Annotated in this window: 15 protein-coding genes; 2 read left to right on the forward strand and 13 right to left on the reverse strand. The window is 71.6% G+C overall.

From position 1 onward, the window contains the following. Positions 1–12: 12 nt before the first annotated feature. The 5 genes from der to aroH form a co-directional block, all read right to left on the reverse strand. The gene (gene der, locus BIV25_RS31560) at positions 13–1506 is read right to left on the reverse strand and encodes a ribosome biogenesis GTPase Der (RefSeq protein ID WP_071375883.1); all 1494 of its coding nucleotides are present in this window, start codon (positions 1504–1506) and stop codon (positions 13–15) included. A gap of 78 nt (positions 1507–1584) precedes the next feature. After that, a complete protein-coding gene (locus BIV25_RS31565) occupies positions 1585–2172 on the reverse strand; it encodes a 1-acyl-sn-glycerol-3-phosphate acyltransferase (protein ID WP_071375925.1) in 588 nt (195 codons plus the stop codon). 59 nt (positions 2173–2231) lie between these two features. Continuing rightward, positions 2232–2927, reverse strand: coding sequence for a (d)CMP kinase (cmk, locus tag BIV25_RS31570; RefSeq protein ID WP_071375884.1), 696 nt, complete (start codon positions 2925–2927; stop codon positions 2232–2234). Positions 2928–3029: 102 nt separating this feature from the next. After that, on the reverse strand, positions 3030–4115 hold the full coding sequence (locus BIV25_RS31575) for a prephenate dehydrogenase (RefSeq protein ID WP_071375885.1): 1086 nt from the start codon (positions 4113–4115) through the stop codon (positions 3030–3032). After that, positions 4112–4480, reverse strand: a complete 369-nt coding sequence (aroH, locus tag BIV25_RS31580; RefSeq protein ID WP_071375886.1) for a chorismate mutase — start codon at positions 4478–4480, stop codon at positions 4112–4114. Before aroH ends, BIV25_RS31575 begins: the two co-directional genes overlap by 4 nt. A 145-nt stretch (positions 4481–4625) precedes the next feature. On the opposite strand from aroH, the gene BIV25_RS31585 reads away from it, so the two are divergent. Further along, positions 4626–5021: a Rieske (2Fe-2S) protein gene (locus BIV25_RS31585; RefSeq protein WP_071375887.1), complete on the forward strand. Its 396-nt coding sequence runs from the start codon at positions 4626–4628 to the stop codon at positions 5019–5021. 21 nt (positions 5022–5042) lie between these two features. Continuing rightward, positions 5043–5735, forward strand: a complete 693-nt coding sequence (locus tag BIV25_RS31590; protein ID WP_071375888.1) for a DNA polymerase beta superfamily protein — start codon at positions 5043–5045, stop codon at positions 5733–5735. 9 nt (positions 5736–5744) lie between these two features. Here BIV25_RS31590 and BIV25_RS31595 read toward each other — a convergent pair whose 3' ends face one another. From BIV25_RS31595 to ald, 8 genes are all read right to left on the reverse strand, one after another. Then, complete coding sequence (locus BIV25_RS31595; protein WP_071375889.1) at positions 5745–6491, reverse strand: DNA polymerase beta superfamily protein; 747 nt, start codon at positions 6489–6491, stop codon at positions 5745–5747. Positions 6492–6495: 4 nt separating this feature from the next. Next, on the reverse strand, positions 6496–7503 hold the full coding sequence (locus tag BIV25_RS31600; protein ID WP_071375890.1) for an ADP-ribosylglycohydrolase family protein: 1008 nt from the start codon (positions 7501–7503) through the stop codon (positions 6496–6498). Positions 7504–7599: 96 nt separating this feature from the next. Continuing rightward, positions 7600–8670 carry a pseudouridine synthase gene (locus BIV25_RS31605; RefSeq protein ID WP_071375891.1) on the reverse strand — a complete coding sequence of 357 codons (1071 nt, stop codon included), beginning with the start codon at positions 8668–8670 and terminating at the stop codon, positions 7600–7602. A gap of 12 nt (positions 8671–8682) precedes the next feature. Further along, positions 8683–9333 carry an SMC-Scp complex subunit ScpB gene (gene scpB, locus BIV25_RS31610; RefSeq protein ID WP_071375892.1) on the reverse strand — a complete coding sequence of 217 codons (651 nt, stop codon included), beginning with the start codon at positions 9331–9333 and terminating at the stop codon, positions 8683–8685. Next, the gene (locus tag BIV25_RS31615; protein WP_079176997.1) at positions 9330–10619 is read right to left on the reverse strand and encodes a ScpA family protein; all 1290 of its coding nucleotides are present in this window, start codon (positions 10617–10619) and stop codon (positions 9330–9332) included. The genes scpB and BIV25_RS31615 overlap by 4 nt, the downstream gene beginning before the upstream one ends. 18 nt (positions 10620–10637) lie before the next feature. Continuing rightward, positions 10638–11186 carry a hypothetical protein gene (locus BIV25_RS31620; RefSeq protein ID WP_079176998.1) on the reverse strand — a complete coding sequence of 183 codons (549 nt, stop codon included), beginning with the start codon at positions 11184–11186 and terminating at the stop codon, positions 10638–10640. Continuing rightward, a complete protein-coding gene (locus BIV25_RS31625) occupies positions 11171–12304 on the reverse strand; it encodes a ParA family protein (RefSeq protein WP_079176999.1) in 1134 nt (377 codons plus the stop codon). The genes BIV25_RS31620 and BIV25_RS31625 overlap by 16 nt, the downstream gene beginning before the upstream one ends. Before the next feature lie 436 nt (positions 12305–12740). Then, positions 12741–13856: an alanine dehydrogenase gene (gene ald, locus BIV25_RS31630; protein WP_177235485.1), complete on the reverse strand. Its 1116-nt coding sequence runs from the start codon at positions 13854–13856 to the stop codon at positions 12741–12743. Positions 13857–13969 lie beyond the last annotated feature (113 nt).

Below are 13969 nucleotides of genomic sequence, written 5' to 3' on the forward strand. Positions count from 1 at the left end.
GCCCTACGGCGGTTACTTCTTCTTCTGGCCGCGCTTCTCGCGCACCCGCACCGAGATGTGGATCGGGGTGCCCTCGAATCCGAACTCCTCGCGCAGCCGGCGCTCGATGAAGCGGCGGTAGCCCGCCTCGATGAAGCCGGAGGCGAAGAGGACGAAGCGCGGGGGCTTGGTGCCGGCCTGGGTGCCGAACAGGATGCGGGGCTGCTTGCCGCCGCGGACCGGGTGCGGGTGGGCCGAGACCAGCTCGCCGAGGAAGGCGTTCAGGCGGCCCGTGGGGACGCGGGTCTCCCAGCCGGCGAGGGCGGTCTCGATCGCCGGGACCAGCTTCTCCATGTGCCGGCCGGTGCGCGCCGAGACGTTCACGCGCGGGGCCCAGGCGACCTGGCCCAGCTCGGTCTCGATCTCGCGCTCCAGGTAGTAGCGGCGCTCCTCGTCGAGGGTGTCCCACTTGTTGAAGGCGAGGACGACCGCGCGGCCCGCCTCGACGGCCATGGTGACGATCCGCTGGTCCTGCACCGAGATGTTCTCGGCGGCATCGATCAGGATGACCGCGACCTCGGCCTTCTCCACGGCGGCAGCCGTGCGCAGCGAGGCGTAGTAGTCGGCGCCCTGCTGGAGGTGGACGCGCTTGCGGATGCCGGCGGTGTCCACGAACTTCCAGGTGACGCCGCCGAGTTCGATCAGCTCGTCGACCGGGTCGCGGGTGGTGCCCGCCAGCTCGTTCACGACGACGCGCTCCTCGCCGGCGACCTTGTTCAGCAGCGAGGACTTGCCGACGTTCGGGCGGCCGATGAGCGCGATACGGCGGGGGCCGCCGATCGCGGTGCCGAAGCTCTGCGCGGGCGCCTCGGGCAGCGCCTCCAGGACGGCGTCCAGCATGTCGCCGGTGCCGCGGCCGTGCAGCGCGGAGACGGGGTGCGGCTCGCCGAGGCCGAGGTTCCACAGGTAGGCCGCGTCGGCCTCGCCGCTCGGGCCGTCGACCTTGTTGGCGCACAGCACGACCGGCTTGCCGGCCTTGCGCAGCAGCCGGACGACCGCCTCGTCGGTGTCGGTCGCGCCGACCTTGGCGTCCACGACGAAGACGACCGCGTCGGCCGCCTCGATCGCGTACTCGGCCTGGGCGGCGACGGAGGCGTCGATGCCGAGGACGTCCTGCTCCCAGCCGCCGGTGTCGACGACCTTGAAGCGGCGGCCGGCCCACTCGGCCTCGTAGGTGACGCGGTCGCGGGTGACGCCCGGCTTGTCCTCGACGACGGCCTCGCGGCGGCCGATGATCCGGTTCACCAGGGTCGACTTGCCGACATTGGGGCGGCCGACGACGGCGAGCACGGGCAGCGGGCCGTGGCCCGCCGCCTCGATGGCGCCCTCGACGTCCTCGATGTCGAAGCCCTCTTCCGCGGCGAGCTCCATGAACTCCGCGTACTCGGCGTCGCCGAGAGCCCCGTGGTCGTACTCGTGCGCGTCCTCGTACGCGGCCGAGCCGTCGGGCTGGATGTCGTCGTTCATGAAGTCCGTACCTCGTCGTTCATTCGTGGTGATCGGTGGACCGGCCCAGCCTGGGCTGATCCACTACTCAAGTGTCACCTAGCGCCCGGTCAGGCGCCTGGCGTTTTCCAGGTGGCTGGTGAGCTGCTTCTGGATGCGCTCGGTCGCCTCGTCCAGCGCCTTGCGCGTGCGCCGCCCGGTGCCGTCGCCCGCGTCGAAGGGGTCGCCGAAGACGACGTCGACACGGGAGCGCAGCGGGGGCAGCGCCTTTATCAACCGTCCCGGCCGCTCGGCGCTTCCCATCACGGCGATGGGCACGATCGGCGCCCCGCTGCGTACGGCGAAGTAGGCGAGCCCGGCGCGCAGGGAGGCGAAGTCGCCCTCGCCCCGGGTGCCCTCCGGGAAGATGCCCAGCACACCGCCGGCCTCCAGCACGCCGAGCGCGCGGGAGATGGCGGTGCGGTCGGCGCTCGTGCGGTCCACCTTCACCTGGCCGATGCCGGTCAGGAAGGAGCCCAGCGGGCCGATGAACGCCTCCTGCTTGATCAGGAAGTGCGTCGGCCGGGGTGCCACGCCCATGACCATCGGGCCGTCGACGTTGTGGGAGTGGTTCACCGCGAAGATCACCGGGCCGGTGGCCGGCACCTTCCAGGCGCCGAGCACCCGCGGCTTCCACAGCCCGTACATCAGGCCGACGCCGATGCGCCGCCCGACCTCGGCGCCCCTCGGGGAGGGAACCGGCTCGCTCACTTCCCGGCCCGCTTCTCCTCGACCAGGGTGACGACGCACTCGATGACCTGGGCGAGGGTCAGCTCGGTGGTGTCCACCTCTGCCGCGTCGGCCGCCTTGGCGAGCGGCGAGGTCTTGCGGGAGGAGTCGGCCGCGTCCCGCTTGATCAGCGCCTCACGGGTGGCGTGGACGTCGGCGCCCTTCAGCTCGCCGCTGCGGCGGGCCGCGCGGGCCTCCGGGGAGGCGGTGAGGAAGATCTTCAGGTCGGCGTCGGGCAGGACGGTCGTACCGATGTCCCGGCCCTCGACCACGATGCCCCGCTCCGCGCCGGCCGCGATCGAGCGCTGCAGCTCGGTGATCAGGGTGCGCACCTCGGGCACCGCGCTGACCGCGCTGACCTTGGAGGTGACCTCCTGGGTGCGGATCGGGCCGGCCACGTCCACGCCGTCGACCGTGATGGTCGGCTTGTCCGGGTCGGTGCCGGAGACGATCTCCGGCTTGCCGGCCACGGCGGCGACGGCGGTCGGGTCCTCCAGGTCGATGCCGTTGGTCACCATCCACCAGGTGATCGCCCGGTACTGGGCGCCGGTGTCCAGGTAGCTCAGGCCGAGCTGGGCGGCCACGGCCTTCGACGTGCTCGACTTGCCCGTGCCGGAGGGGCCGTCGATCGCGACGATCACGGGCTTGGCGGTCGGGGCGGCGCCGTTTTCCACGGAGGGACACCTTCCTGGTGCGGTGTGGGCGGGGTGCGGGGAGCGAGTGCGCCCTGCACAAGGTTACTGGGTGCGGGTCACTCGTCCGGACGCCTGCGCCCGCTACTGCCGCAGCGCCCAGCCGCGCTCCCGCAGCGCGGCGCTCAGCACCGGTACCGCCTTGGGCTCCACCATCAGCTGCACCAGACCGGCCTGCTGTCCCGTCGCGTGCTCGATGCGGACGTCCTCGATGTTGACCCCGGCCGCTCCCGCGTCCGCGAAGATCCGGGCCAGCTGGCCCGGCTGGTCGTCGATCAGGACCGCCACGACCTCGTAGACCCGCGGCGCGGACCCGTGCTTGCCGGGCACCCGCACCCGGCCGGCGTTGCCGCGGCGCAGCACGTCCTCGATGCCGGCGGTACCCTCGTGCCGCTTGGCGTCGTCGGAGGACTGGAGGGCGCGCAGGGCCCCGACGGTCTCGTCCAGGTCGGCGGCGACGTCGGCGAGCAGGTCGGCGACCGGGCCGGGGTTCGCGGACAGGATGTCGATCCACATGCCCGGGTCGGAGGCGGCGATCCGGGTCACGTCCCGGATGCCCTGCCCGCACAGCCGTACGGCGGCCTCCTCGGCGTGCTCCAGGCGCGCGGCGACCATGCTGGACACCAACTGGGGCATGTGGGAGACGAGGGCGACGGCGCGGTCGTGGGCGACGGCGTCCATGACGACCGGCACGGCCCGGCAGTGCGAGACCAGCTCCAGGGCGAGGTTCAGCACCTCGGTGTCGGTGTCCCGGGTCGGGGTGAGCACCCAGGGGCGGCCCTCGAAGAGGTCGGCGGTCGCGGCCAGCGGGCCCGACTTCTCCCGGCCGGACATGGGGTGGCTGCCGATGTACGTCGACAGGTCCAGGCCGAGCGCCTCCAGCTCGCGGCGGGGGGCGCCCTTGACGCTGGCCACGTCGAGGTAGCCGCGGGCGACGCCGCGGCGCATGGCGTCGGCGAGCACGCCGGCGACGTGCGCGGGCGGGGCGGCGACGATCGCGAGGTCGACCGGGCCGTCGGGGGCCTCGTCGGTGCCGGCGCCCAGCGCGGCGGCCGTGCGGGCCTGACCGGGGTCGTGGTCGGCGAGGTGGACGGTGACGCCGCGCTGGGTGAGGGCCAGGGCGGCGGAGGTGCCGATGAGGCCGGTGCCGATGACGAGTGCGGTTCTCACTGGGCGATGTCCTTGCGCAGGGCGGCCGCGGCACCGAGGTAGACGTGCGCGATGGCGGCGCGCGGCTTGTCGGACTCGACGTGGGCGAGGACCCGGACGACCCGGGGCATGGCGCCCGCGACGTCCAGTTCCTGGGCGCAGATCAGGGGTACGTCGGCGAAGTGGCTGCCGAGCCCCCGGGCGGCGGCGGCCGGGAAGTCGCTGTGCAGGTCGGGAGTGGCCGTGAACCAGATGCTGATCAGGTCGTCGGCGGTCAGTTCGTTGCGCTCCAGGATGGCGGTGAGCAGGGCTGCGACCTGCTCGTCCATGTGCGCGGCCTCGTCCCGCTCCAGTTGGACGGCCCCACGGACCGCTCGTACCGCCACGGCGCTGCTCCTTGCTGACATGCGGATCTGCTGTTGGTCCGTCCAGCGTAGTCAGCCCGTGCGGGCCGGGCGCGCGGCGCCCGATCACTGAGACGATGCACAGTGTCCGGGATAGCCCGGTTCCGACGTCGGTACGGAGGACGGCATGGCCGAGGGTGCGAAGCGGCGCACGGTTCTGGTGACGGGGGCGGCGGTACTGGCCGTGCCCCTCGCGGCCTGTGGTGGCAACAAGTCCGGCAGCAACGAGAGCAGCGGCCGGACGCTGGGCGACACCGGCGAGATCCCGGAGGGCGGCGGCAAGATCTTCAAGGATCAGAAGGTCGTCGTCACGCAGCCGGCCAAGGGCGACTTCAAGGCCTTCTCGGCGATCTGCACGCACGAGGGCTGCACGGTGAGCCGGGTCGCCGACGGCACCATCGACTGCCCGTGCCACGGCAGCAGGTTCCACATCGCCGACGGCTCGGTGGCCCACGGCCCCGCGAAGAGGCCCCTGCCGCCGAAGTCGATCAAGGTGAAGGGAAATTCGATCCAGCTGGCGTGAGGGGCCGCGTACGCTCCGGGCATGCGGCCCATCGACCTCGTTCGCGAGCACACGATCTACGCCTGTGTCATGGGTTCCCGCGCCTTCGGGCTGGCCACGGACGCGAGCGACACCGACCGGCGGGGGGTGTTCCTCGCGCCCACTCCCCTGTTCTGGCGGTTCGAGAAGCCGCCGACGCATGTCGAGGGGCCCGGCGAGGAGCAGTTCTCCTGGGAGCTGGAGCGGTTCTGCGAGCTGGCGCTGCGCGGCAACCCGAACATCCTGGAGTGCCTGCACTCCCCGCTGGTGGAGCACGTGGACGGCACCGGCCGGGAGTTGCTGTCGCTGCGCGGCGCCTTCCTGTCCCGCCGGGCGTACGACACCTTCACGCGCTACGCCCTCGGCCAGCGCAGGAAGCTCGACGCCGACGTGCGCACGACGGGCGCCCCGCGCTGGAAGCACGCCATGCATCTGCTGCGGCTGCTGACGAGCGCGCGTGACCTGCTGCGCACCGGCGAGCTGCGTATCGATGTCGGCGAGCAGCGCGAGCCGCTGCTCGCGGTCAGGCGCGGCGAGGTCTCCTGGCCACAGGTCGAGGCCCGGATGGCCCGGCTGGCGGCGGAGACGGAAGAGGCCCTGCACCGCACACCGCTGCCGCCGGAGCCGGACGGCGCCCGGGTGTCCGACTTCCTCTTCCGCACCCGCCGCGCCTCCGCGCTCACCGGACGTCCCTAGGCCCTGTCGTCAGCTCTCCAGTCGCACGCGGACCACGAAGTCGTGCAGGGCGTCGTGGGCGCCGTGCGCGTCGGGGAGGGCCGAGGTGGCCTGGGCCTCGTCGAGGACGGCGTGCAGCCGCTCCACATCGGCCTCCACGCGCGCGTGCACGAGGCCGTCGGCCTTCCCGTGCTCCCGTTCCCGCTTGGCGGCTATCAGCTCGGGCAGATAGCCGGGCGTGTCGATCTCGTCCAGCAGGGTGGGCAGATGGGCCTGGACCCGGCCGCTGCGCATGAGGTGGATGCCGGTGAGCAGCACCCTGAACGTGTAGAGCAGCGGCTTGAGTTCGCCGGTCTTCTCGAACAGCCGCCACTGGGTCACCGCGAACCCCCGGTAGTGGTGGGCGTGGTGGCTGGTGAGGACGGCGGGCGCCAGCTCGGCCAGCTCCCGGTGGGTGTCGCCGGTGTGCACGACCAGGGGCGAGAGCAGCTGCTCCAGCACATAGCCGTTGCGGCGGAGCATCAGCCGTACGAACTTGCGCAGGTCGTGGGTGACGAGGTCCAGCTCGACGCCGTAGCGCACCCAGGCCCGCGAGCGGGTCTCCTCCGGCTCGCGCAGGCCGACGAGGTCGGCGACGGGGAGCAGATGGACGCCGCGCAGGTCCACGTCGGAGTCCTGCGAGGGGAAGCCGTAGAGATGGGCTCCGGAGACGGTCGCGAACAGCAGCGGGTCGGGCTGTTCCGCGACCACGGGCGCGAGGTCGAGGTCTTCGATCATGGACTCAAGCGTCCCAGAGCGTGCCCAGCGCCAACAGGTCGCCTCGGTACTCGATCCGCCCGGTCCAGTCGGCGGGCCAGGCGTCCGCGCCCAGCCACGCGCCCGCGAAGGCGCCGGTGAGGCAGGCGATGGAGTCGGAGTCACCGGCGGTGCAGGCGGCCCGGCGCAGGGCGGTGACGGGCTCGTCGGGGAAGAGCAGGAAGCACAGCAGCCCGGTGGCGAGGGCCTCCTCGGCGATCCAGCCCTCGCCGGTGGCCAGGCACGGGTCGGTGTCCGCAGAGACGGTCCGCACGGCTTCCCCGAGCCGGTCGAGGACGGCGAGGCACTCGTCCCAGCCGCGCGCGACGAAGTGCTCGGGGCTCGGGTCCTGGGAGCGGGTCCACAGGTCGCCGAGCCAGGTGTGGTCGTAGTGGGTGCGGTGGTCCAGGGCGTACGTGCGCAGCTGTCCGACGAGTCCGGCCGGGTCGGTGCCCTCGGCCAGCAGGCGGACGGCGTGGGCGGTGAGGTCGGAGGCGGCGAGCGCGGTGGGGTGGCCGTGGGTGAGCGCGGACTGCAACTGGGCGGCGCCGGAGCGCTGTTCACCGCTCAGGCCGGGGACGAGCCCGATCGGGGCGACGCGCATGTTGGCGCCGCAGCCCTTGGAACCGACCTGGCTGGCGTCCTGCCAGCGCCGGCCCTCCTCCTTGAGCAGCCCGCAGGCGGTCAGGCAGGTGTTGCCCGGGGCCCGGTTGTTCTCCGGCGAGTCGTACCAGTCCGTGAACTCCTCGCGCAGCGGCCGCTCCAGCCGCCTGGGCGCGAGGTACCCGCGCTCCATGGCCGTGGCGAGGCCGCGCCCGAGCGCGAGGGTCATCTGGGTGTCGTCGGAGACGAAGGCACGCCGCGGCAGCTCCATCTCGCGCCAGGGCCCGCACTTGGCCAGGATCTGCGGCACGGTGTTGAACTCGGTCGGGAAGCCGAGGGCGTCCCCGAGGGCGAGGCCGAGCAGCGCGCCGGTTGCGGCACGTTTGGACACACGATCACCATCCCCGTTTATCGTCACTATGACAATAAGCGAGAATGGTGATCACTGCAAGGCGTTCGCGGTGCCGGCCTACCGGTCTGGAGGGGTCTAGAGGTCGACTTCCTTCATCAGCATCCCGACCTCGGTGTTGGACAGCCGGCGCAGCCAGCCCGACTTCTGGTCGCCCAGGGTGATCGGGCCGAAGGCGGTGCGCACGAGCTTCTCGACCGGGAAGCCGGCCTCGGCCAGCATGCGGCGCACGATGTGCTTGCGGCCCTCGTGCAGGACGACCTCGACCAGGTAGTTCTTGCCGGTCTGCTCCACGACCCGGAAGTGGTCCGCGCGCGCGTAGCCGTCCTCCAGCTGGATGCCGTCCTTCAGGCGCTTGCCCAGGTCGCGCGGGATCGGACCCACGATGGCGGCGAGGTAGGTCTTCTTCACGCCGTACTTCGGGTGCGTGAGACGGTGCGCGAGCTCGCCGTGGTTGGTGAGCAGGATGACGCCCTCGGTCTCGGTGTCCAGCCGGCCGACGTGGAAGAGCCGCGTCTCACGGTTGGTGACGTAGTCCCCCAGGCACTGGCGTCCCTCCGGGTCCTCCATGGTGGAGACGACACCGGCGGGCTTGTTCAGCGAGAAGAACTGGTACGACTGCGTCGCGACCGTCAGGCCGTCGACCCTGACCTCGTCCTTCTCGGGGTCGACCCGCTTGCCCTGCTCCAGCACGATCTCGCCGTTGACCTCGACACGCGCCTGCTCGATCAGCTCCTCGCAGGCCCGCCGGGAGCCGTAGCCCGCGCGCGCGAGGACCTTCTGCAGCCGCTCGCCCTCCTGCTCGGCGCCCGGGAAGGTCTTGGGCAGCTTGACGTCCTTCTTGCCCGCGTAGCGCTCGCGGTTGCGCTCCTCGGCCCGCGCCTCGTACTCGCGGGAGCTGCCGGGCGCCGTACGGCCGCGCTGCGGCTGGGCCTTCTTCGGGCCGCCCTTGGCACCGCCGCGGGCCGCGCCGCCGCGCCCGGACTTGGGGCCTTCCTGGGAGGCGCCGGGGCCCACGTCGTAGCGGCGCTCCTCGGGGCGGGGCTTGCGGGGACGGCCCTGCCCCTGCCGCTCGTCCCGGTTGTTGCCGGCGCCGCGGTAGTTACCGCGCCCGCCACTCTTGCCGCTACCGCTGCCGCTGCTTCGCATCAAAGTTCCGTCTTAGTCGTCTGCGTCCTGACCGCCGGGCGCGTCGGGCGCGTCCGGGTCGAACGACGGGACTCCCTCCTGGGTCTCGGCCTCGATCGCCTCCGCCTCCGGGAGGAAGGGCGCGAGCTCCGGAAGCTCGTCCAGGCCGCGCAGGCCCATCCGCTCCAGGAAGTAGTTCGTCGTCCTGTACAGGATCGCACCTGTTTCGGGTTCCGCGCCCGCCTCCTCGACCAGACCGCGCTGGAGCAGGGTGCGCATCACGCCGTCGCAGTTGACTCCGCGGACGGCGGAGACGCGGCTGCGGCTGACCGGCTGGCGGTAGGCGACGACCGCGAGGGTCTCCAGCGCCGCCTGGGTGAGCCGGGCGGTCTGGCCGTCCAGGACGAGCCGCTCGACGGCCGGCGCGTACTCCGCGCGCGTGGAGAAGCGCCAGCCGCCCGCGACGAACCGCAGCTCGAAACCGCGGCCCTGGACGGCGTACTCGTCGGCCAGCTCCCGGAGCGCGTCGGCGACCTGCCGTCTCGGCCGTTCCAGCAGCTTCGCCAGGTGCTCCTCGGTCGCGGGCTCGTCGACGACCATGAGCATGGCCTCCAGGGCGGGCTTGAGGCCGAGGTCGGCGACGGTCCGCAGCCCGGCCGGGACCTCGGCGGTCTCCTCGCTCATGCCTTCATCTCCTCCTCGGGCGGCTCGGGCCGCTCGTCCTTGACCCGCTCTTCCTTGGCCCGCTCTTCCTTGGGCAGGTCGGGCGGCCGGTCGAACTCGTCGGTGACCATCGGCGCCGTCTCCGATTCCCCGCCGGTCCAGCGCACGAGCAGCTCCCCGAGCGCGGCCTCCTGCTCCAGGGCGACGGCCTTCTCGCGGTACAGCTCCAGCAGGGCGAGGAACCGGGCGACGACGGTGAGGGTGTCGTCGGTGTCCTCGACCAGCGCCCGGAAGCTCGCCTCGCCCAGCTCGCGCAGCCGGGCGACCACGATCCCGGCCTGCTCCTGCACACTGACCAGTGGGGCGTGGATGTGGTCGACGTAGACCTGCGGCTTGGGCTTCGGCTGCATCGCCTTGACCGCGAGCCTGGCGAAGCCCTCGGGGCCGATGCTGATGACGACCTCGGGCAGCAGCTCGGCGTACTGGGGTTCCAGGCCGACGGTACGGGGGTACCGGCGGGCCTCCTCGTCCAGGCGCGCGTTGAAGATGTCCGCGATCTGCTTGTAGGCGCGGTACTGCAGCAGCCGGGCGAACAGCAGGTCCCGGGCCTCCAGCAGCGCCAGGTCGCCCTCGTCCTCGACCTCGGCGGCGGGCAGCAGCCGGGCCGCCTTCAGATCGAGCAGAGTGGCCGCCACGACGAGGAACTCGGTCGTCTGGTCCAGGTCCCAGTCCGGCCCCATGGCGCGGATGTGCGCCATGAACTCGTCGGTGACCTTCGACAGGGCGACCTCGGTGACGTCCAGCTTGTGCTTGGAGATCAGCTGGAGGAGCAGGTCGAAGGGGCCCTCGAAGTTGGCGAGGCGGACCTTGAAGACGCCGTCACGGGTTTCTTCGGGTGCCGGCGTCTCCGGCGCCCGCCCAGGCTCTCCGGACGACTCGGGCTCCGGCCCGGCTTCGACACGGGCTTCGGGCGAGGTCCCGGCCCGGGGTTCGGGACCGAGACCGACCCGGGGCGCATCGGGCGTTTGCCGTCCCGGGTCTGCCGCCGTACGGCCTCCCGCCTCCGTGCGGGGTTCCGCGACGGGCTGCGGCCCCGGCTCGGGCGTCCCGGTCGTCTCCGGCGGGGAGGCCGACGGCGGGGCGACCTGTACCGAAATGTCCGGGTGACCCTCCGACGGCGCCGCGATCGGCTCGGCGTACCCGGCCGGTGCGACCGGCGCGGCACCCGGTCCGCGTCCCAGCACGCGCCGCCGTCCGGCAGCCGGGCCGGAGGCGGACGCGGAGGCGGGAACGTCGTTCGAGGTCATAGCCCCCGCAGGCTACCCCTACCGGCCTCGCAGCCGGCGTACGAGGATGCTCGCGTCCCCGCGGGATTCCAGGTCGGCCAGGACCACGGCCACCGCCTCGCGGACGATGCGCCCGCGGTCCACCGCCAGCCCGTGTTCGCCGCGGAGCACCAGGCGGGCGTGCTCCAGGTCCATCAGCTCCTCGGCGGACACGTACACCGTGATCTTCTCGTCGTGCCGCTCGCGTCCGCTCGGCCGCCGGTTCGCCGCCCGCCCCCGCTTGCGCTGCTGGGCGTCGGCAGAACCTTCCTGCGGCGCCTGGCGTCGCGCCGGCCGGGTGCGGGACTCGCCGGGCTCGCCCCGTTCGGCCTCCGCCGCCACGTGCTCCGCGCCCTCGCCGTCACCGCCCTGGACCGGCACCGACTGCGGTGCGTCCTCGGCGGCGGCGACGTCGTCGCTCTCCCCCGCGGGGGACGGCACCCGGGCCTCACCGTTCGCTGGGCGGCGGGGGGTCGACGGCTGGAGCGCCATCCCCCCTGTCGTACGGAAGAGTTCGTCGGCCCCGGGCAGACTCACTCGGCGTGACACCGGGCGAGCACCTCCCTGGCGAGCTGGCGATAGGCGGCGGCACCGACGGAGTTGGAGGCGTAGGTGGTGATCGGCTCACCGGCGACCGTGGTCTCCGGGAAGCGGACCGTGCGGCCGATGACCGTATGGTAGACGTGGTCGTCGAACGCCTCGACCACCCGGGCCAGGACCTCGCGGCTGTGGACCGTGCGCGAGTCGTACATCGTGGCGAGGATGCCGTCCAGCTCCAGGTCGGGGTTGAGCCGCTCCTGGACCTTCTCGATGGTCTCGGTCAGCAGGGCCACACCGCGCAGGGCGAAGAACTCGCACTCCAGCGGCACGATCACCTTGTGGGCGGCCGTCAGGGCGTTCACGGTGAGCAGGCCGAGCGAGGGCTGGCAGTCGATCACGATGTAGTCGTAGTCGTCCATCAGCGGCTTCAGGGCGCGCTGGAGCGTCGACTCGCGGGCGACCTCGGAGACCAGCTGGACCTCGGCGGCCGACAGGTCGATGTTGGAGGGCAGCAGGTCCATGTTGGGGACCGCCGTCTTCAGCAGGACCTCGTCCGCCGACATGCCCCGCTCCATGAGCAGGTTGTAGACGGTCAGGTCCAGCTCCATCGGATTGACGCCGAGTCCCACCGACAGCGCGCCCTGCGGGTCGAAGTCCACGAGCAGCACGCGCCGGCCGTACTCCGCGAGCGCGGCACCCAGGTTGATGGTCGACGTCGTCTTGCCGACGCCGCCCTTCTGGTTGCACATCGCGATGATCTTCGCGGGGCCGTGGTCGGTCAGCGGGCCCGGGATCGGGAAGTACGGCAGCGGGCGTCCGGTCGGACCGACGCGCTCACGGCGCTGGCGGGCCGCGTCGGGCGCGAGCGTGGCCGCGTACTCCGGATCGGGCTCGTACTCGGCGTCGGGGTCGTAGAAGTGCCCCTCGGGCAGTTCGTCGTAGTCGGCGAAGTGGTTGTGGGGCGCGCCACTTCCGTCGCCGGCCATGGCGTTCACGTGATGGCCATCCATGCTCTGGTGTGCTGTCCGGATCACCTGCGGAACCGGACTCTGGTGGGCTGAGAAGGTGCGCACTGCGACGGAGCCGACAGCCTCGAATCCCGCGGGCCCCTGGCCCTGTGCCGGCATTCCTGGTTGACCACCCCCGGGAGAAAATGTCGACTCATTCACAAGTCGTCTTACCTCCTTGGTGACCAGGGAACTTCTAGACAAGGTCAGCGTGGCACCATGCCGACGGTTGGCGACTCTATGGCGTGTCGGCGGTCCGCAGCAACACAATCCGCCGGACCCGGCACGATGTGTCGGCAATGAAACATCTCGCTGTCAAGGGCGTACGGCCGTCGCACAGCAGGTTTCACCGGTGTACGAATCGGTCGAAGGGTTACGTTCGAGGCGAGTTGACCGAGAGCCGCAAAGTGACCATACACACATCCGGCCGGACCTTGTCGGGCAAGGTCCGGCCGGGTGCGTGCTGTTGACGAGACGTGTTGACGAATCGCCTTTTACCTCCTGGTGACTTAGCGACTCACCAGGTCACCAGGGGTCGGTCGGGGTGCGGTCGGGGTCAGCCGAGCAGCGAGGCCAGCTCGACGTGCTCCAGGCCGTGGGCGTCCGCGACCTCCTTGTAAACGACCTTGCCGTCATGGGTGTTGAGACCCTTGGCGAGCGCGGCGTCGCGGCGCAGCGCCTCGACCCAGCCGTTGTTCGCGAGCGAGACGATGTACGGCAGCGTCGCGTTGGTGAGCGCGTTGGTGGAGGTGTTGGGCACCGCGCCGGGCATGTTGGCGACGCAGTAGAAGACCGAGTTGTGCACCTTGAAGGTGGGCTCGGCGTGGGTCGTCGGGTGGGAGTCCTCGAAGCAGCCGCCCTGGTCGATCGCGATGTCGACAAGAACACTTCCGGGCTTCATGCGGGCCACCAGCTCGTTGGTGACGAGCTTCGGGGCCTTGGCGCCCGGGATGAGGACGGCGCCGATGACGAGGTCGGCGTCCAGGACCGCCTTCTCCAGCTCGAAGGCGTTGGACATGATCGCCTTCACCTTGGTGCCGAAGACCTTGTCGGCCTCGCGCAGCTTGTTGATGTCGCGGTCGAGCAGGGTCACGTCGAAGCCCATGCCGACGGCGACCTGCGTCGCGTTCCAGCCGGAGACGCCGCCGCCGATGACGACGGCCTTGGCCGGGGTCACGCCCGGGACACCGCCGGGGAGCACACCGCGGCCGCCGTTCGGGGCCATCAGGTGGTAGGCGCCGACCTGCGGGGAGAGGCGGCCCGCGACCTCGGACATCGGGGCGAGCAGCGGCAGCGCGCGGTTCGGCAGCTCGACGGTCTCGTAGGCGATGGCCGTGGTGCCGGACTCGACGAGCGCGTCCGTGCACTCCTTGGAGGCGGCCAGGTGCAGGTAGGTGAAGAGGATCTGGTCCTTGCGCAGGCGGTGGTACTCCTCCGCGATGGGCTCCTTGACCTTCAGCAGCAGGTCGGCGGTGGCCCAGACCTCGTCGGCGGTGCCGAGGATCGTGGCGCCGGCGGAGACGTACTCCTCGTCCGTGATCGAGGAGCCGAGGCCGGCGCTGCGCTCGACGACGACCTGGTGGCCGTTGCGCACCAGCTCGTGCACACCGGCGGGGGTGATGGCCACCCGGAACTCGTTGTTCTTGACCTCGCGGGGGATGCCGACCTTCACGTCGATCACGGTCCTTGGCTCAGAGGGTATGGGGGGGGCATTACAAGACATACCCAGGCATGCGGGGGCACACCGGGAGACACCGCAGGAGAACGTGCGGCAGAGCCAGTTTA

It is taken from the genome of Streptomyces sp. MUSC 14 (genome assembly GCF_001866675.1).
Taxonomy (GTDB): domain Bacteria; phylum Actinomycetota; class Actinomycetes; order Streptomycetales; family Streptomycetaceae; genus Streptomyces.

What these genes read in the sequence shown, in the direction of transcription:
- BIV25_RS31585 (WP_071375887.1), top strand. Translation starts at nt 4,626, where the DNA reads ATGGCCGAGGGTGCGAAGCGGCGCACGGTTCTGGTGACGGGGGCGGCG.
- der (WP_071375883.1), bottom strand. Translation starts at nt 1,506, where the DNA reads ATGAACGACGACATCCAGCCCGACGGCTCGGCCGCGTACGAGGACGCG.
- scpB (WP_071375892.1), bottom strand. Translation starts at nt 9,333, where the DNA reads ATGAGCGAGGAGACCGCCGAGGTCCCGGCCGGGCTGCGGACCGTCGCC.
- BIV25_RS31565 (WP_071375925.1), bottom strand. Translation starts at nt 2,172, where the DNA reads ATGTACGGGCTGTGGAAGCCGCGGGTGCTCGGCGCCTGGAAGGTGCCG.
- BIV25_RS31605 (WP_071375891.1), bottom strand. Translation starts at nt 8,670, where the DNA reads ATGCGAAGCAGCGGCAGCGGTAGCGGCAAGAGTGGCGGGCGCGGTAAC.
- BIV25_RS31615 (WP_079176997.1), bottom strand. Translation starts at nt 10,619, where the DNA reads ATGACCTCGAACGACGTTCCCGCCTCCGCGTCCGCCTCCGGCCCGGCT.
- BIV25_RS31590 (WP_071375888.1), top strand. Translation starts at nt 5,043, where the DNA reads ATGCGGCCCATCGACCTCGTTCGCGAGCACACGATCTACGCCTGTGTC.
- BIV25_RS31595 (WP_071375889.1), bottom strand. Translation starts at nt 6,491, where the DNA reads ATGATCGAAGACCTCGACCTCGCGCCCGTGGTCGCGGAACAGCCCGAC.
- BIV25_RS31625 (WP_079176999.1), bottom strand. Translation starts at nt 12,304, where the DNA reads ATGCCGGCACAGGGCCAGGGGCCCGCGGGATTCGAGGCTGTCGGCTCC.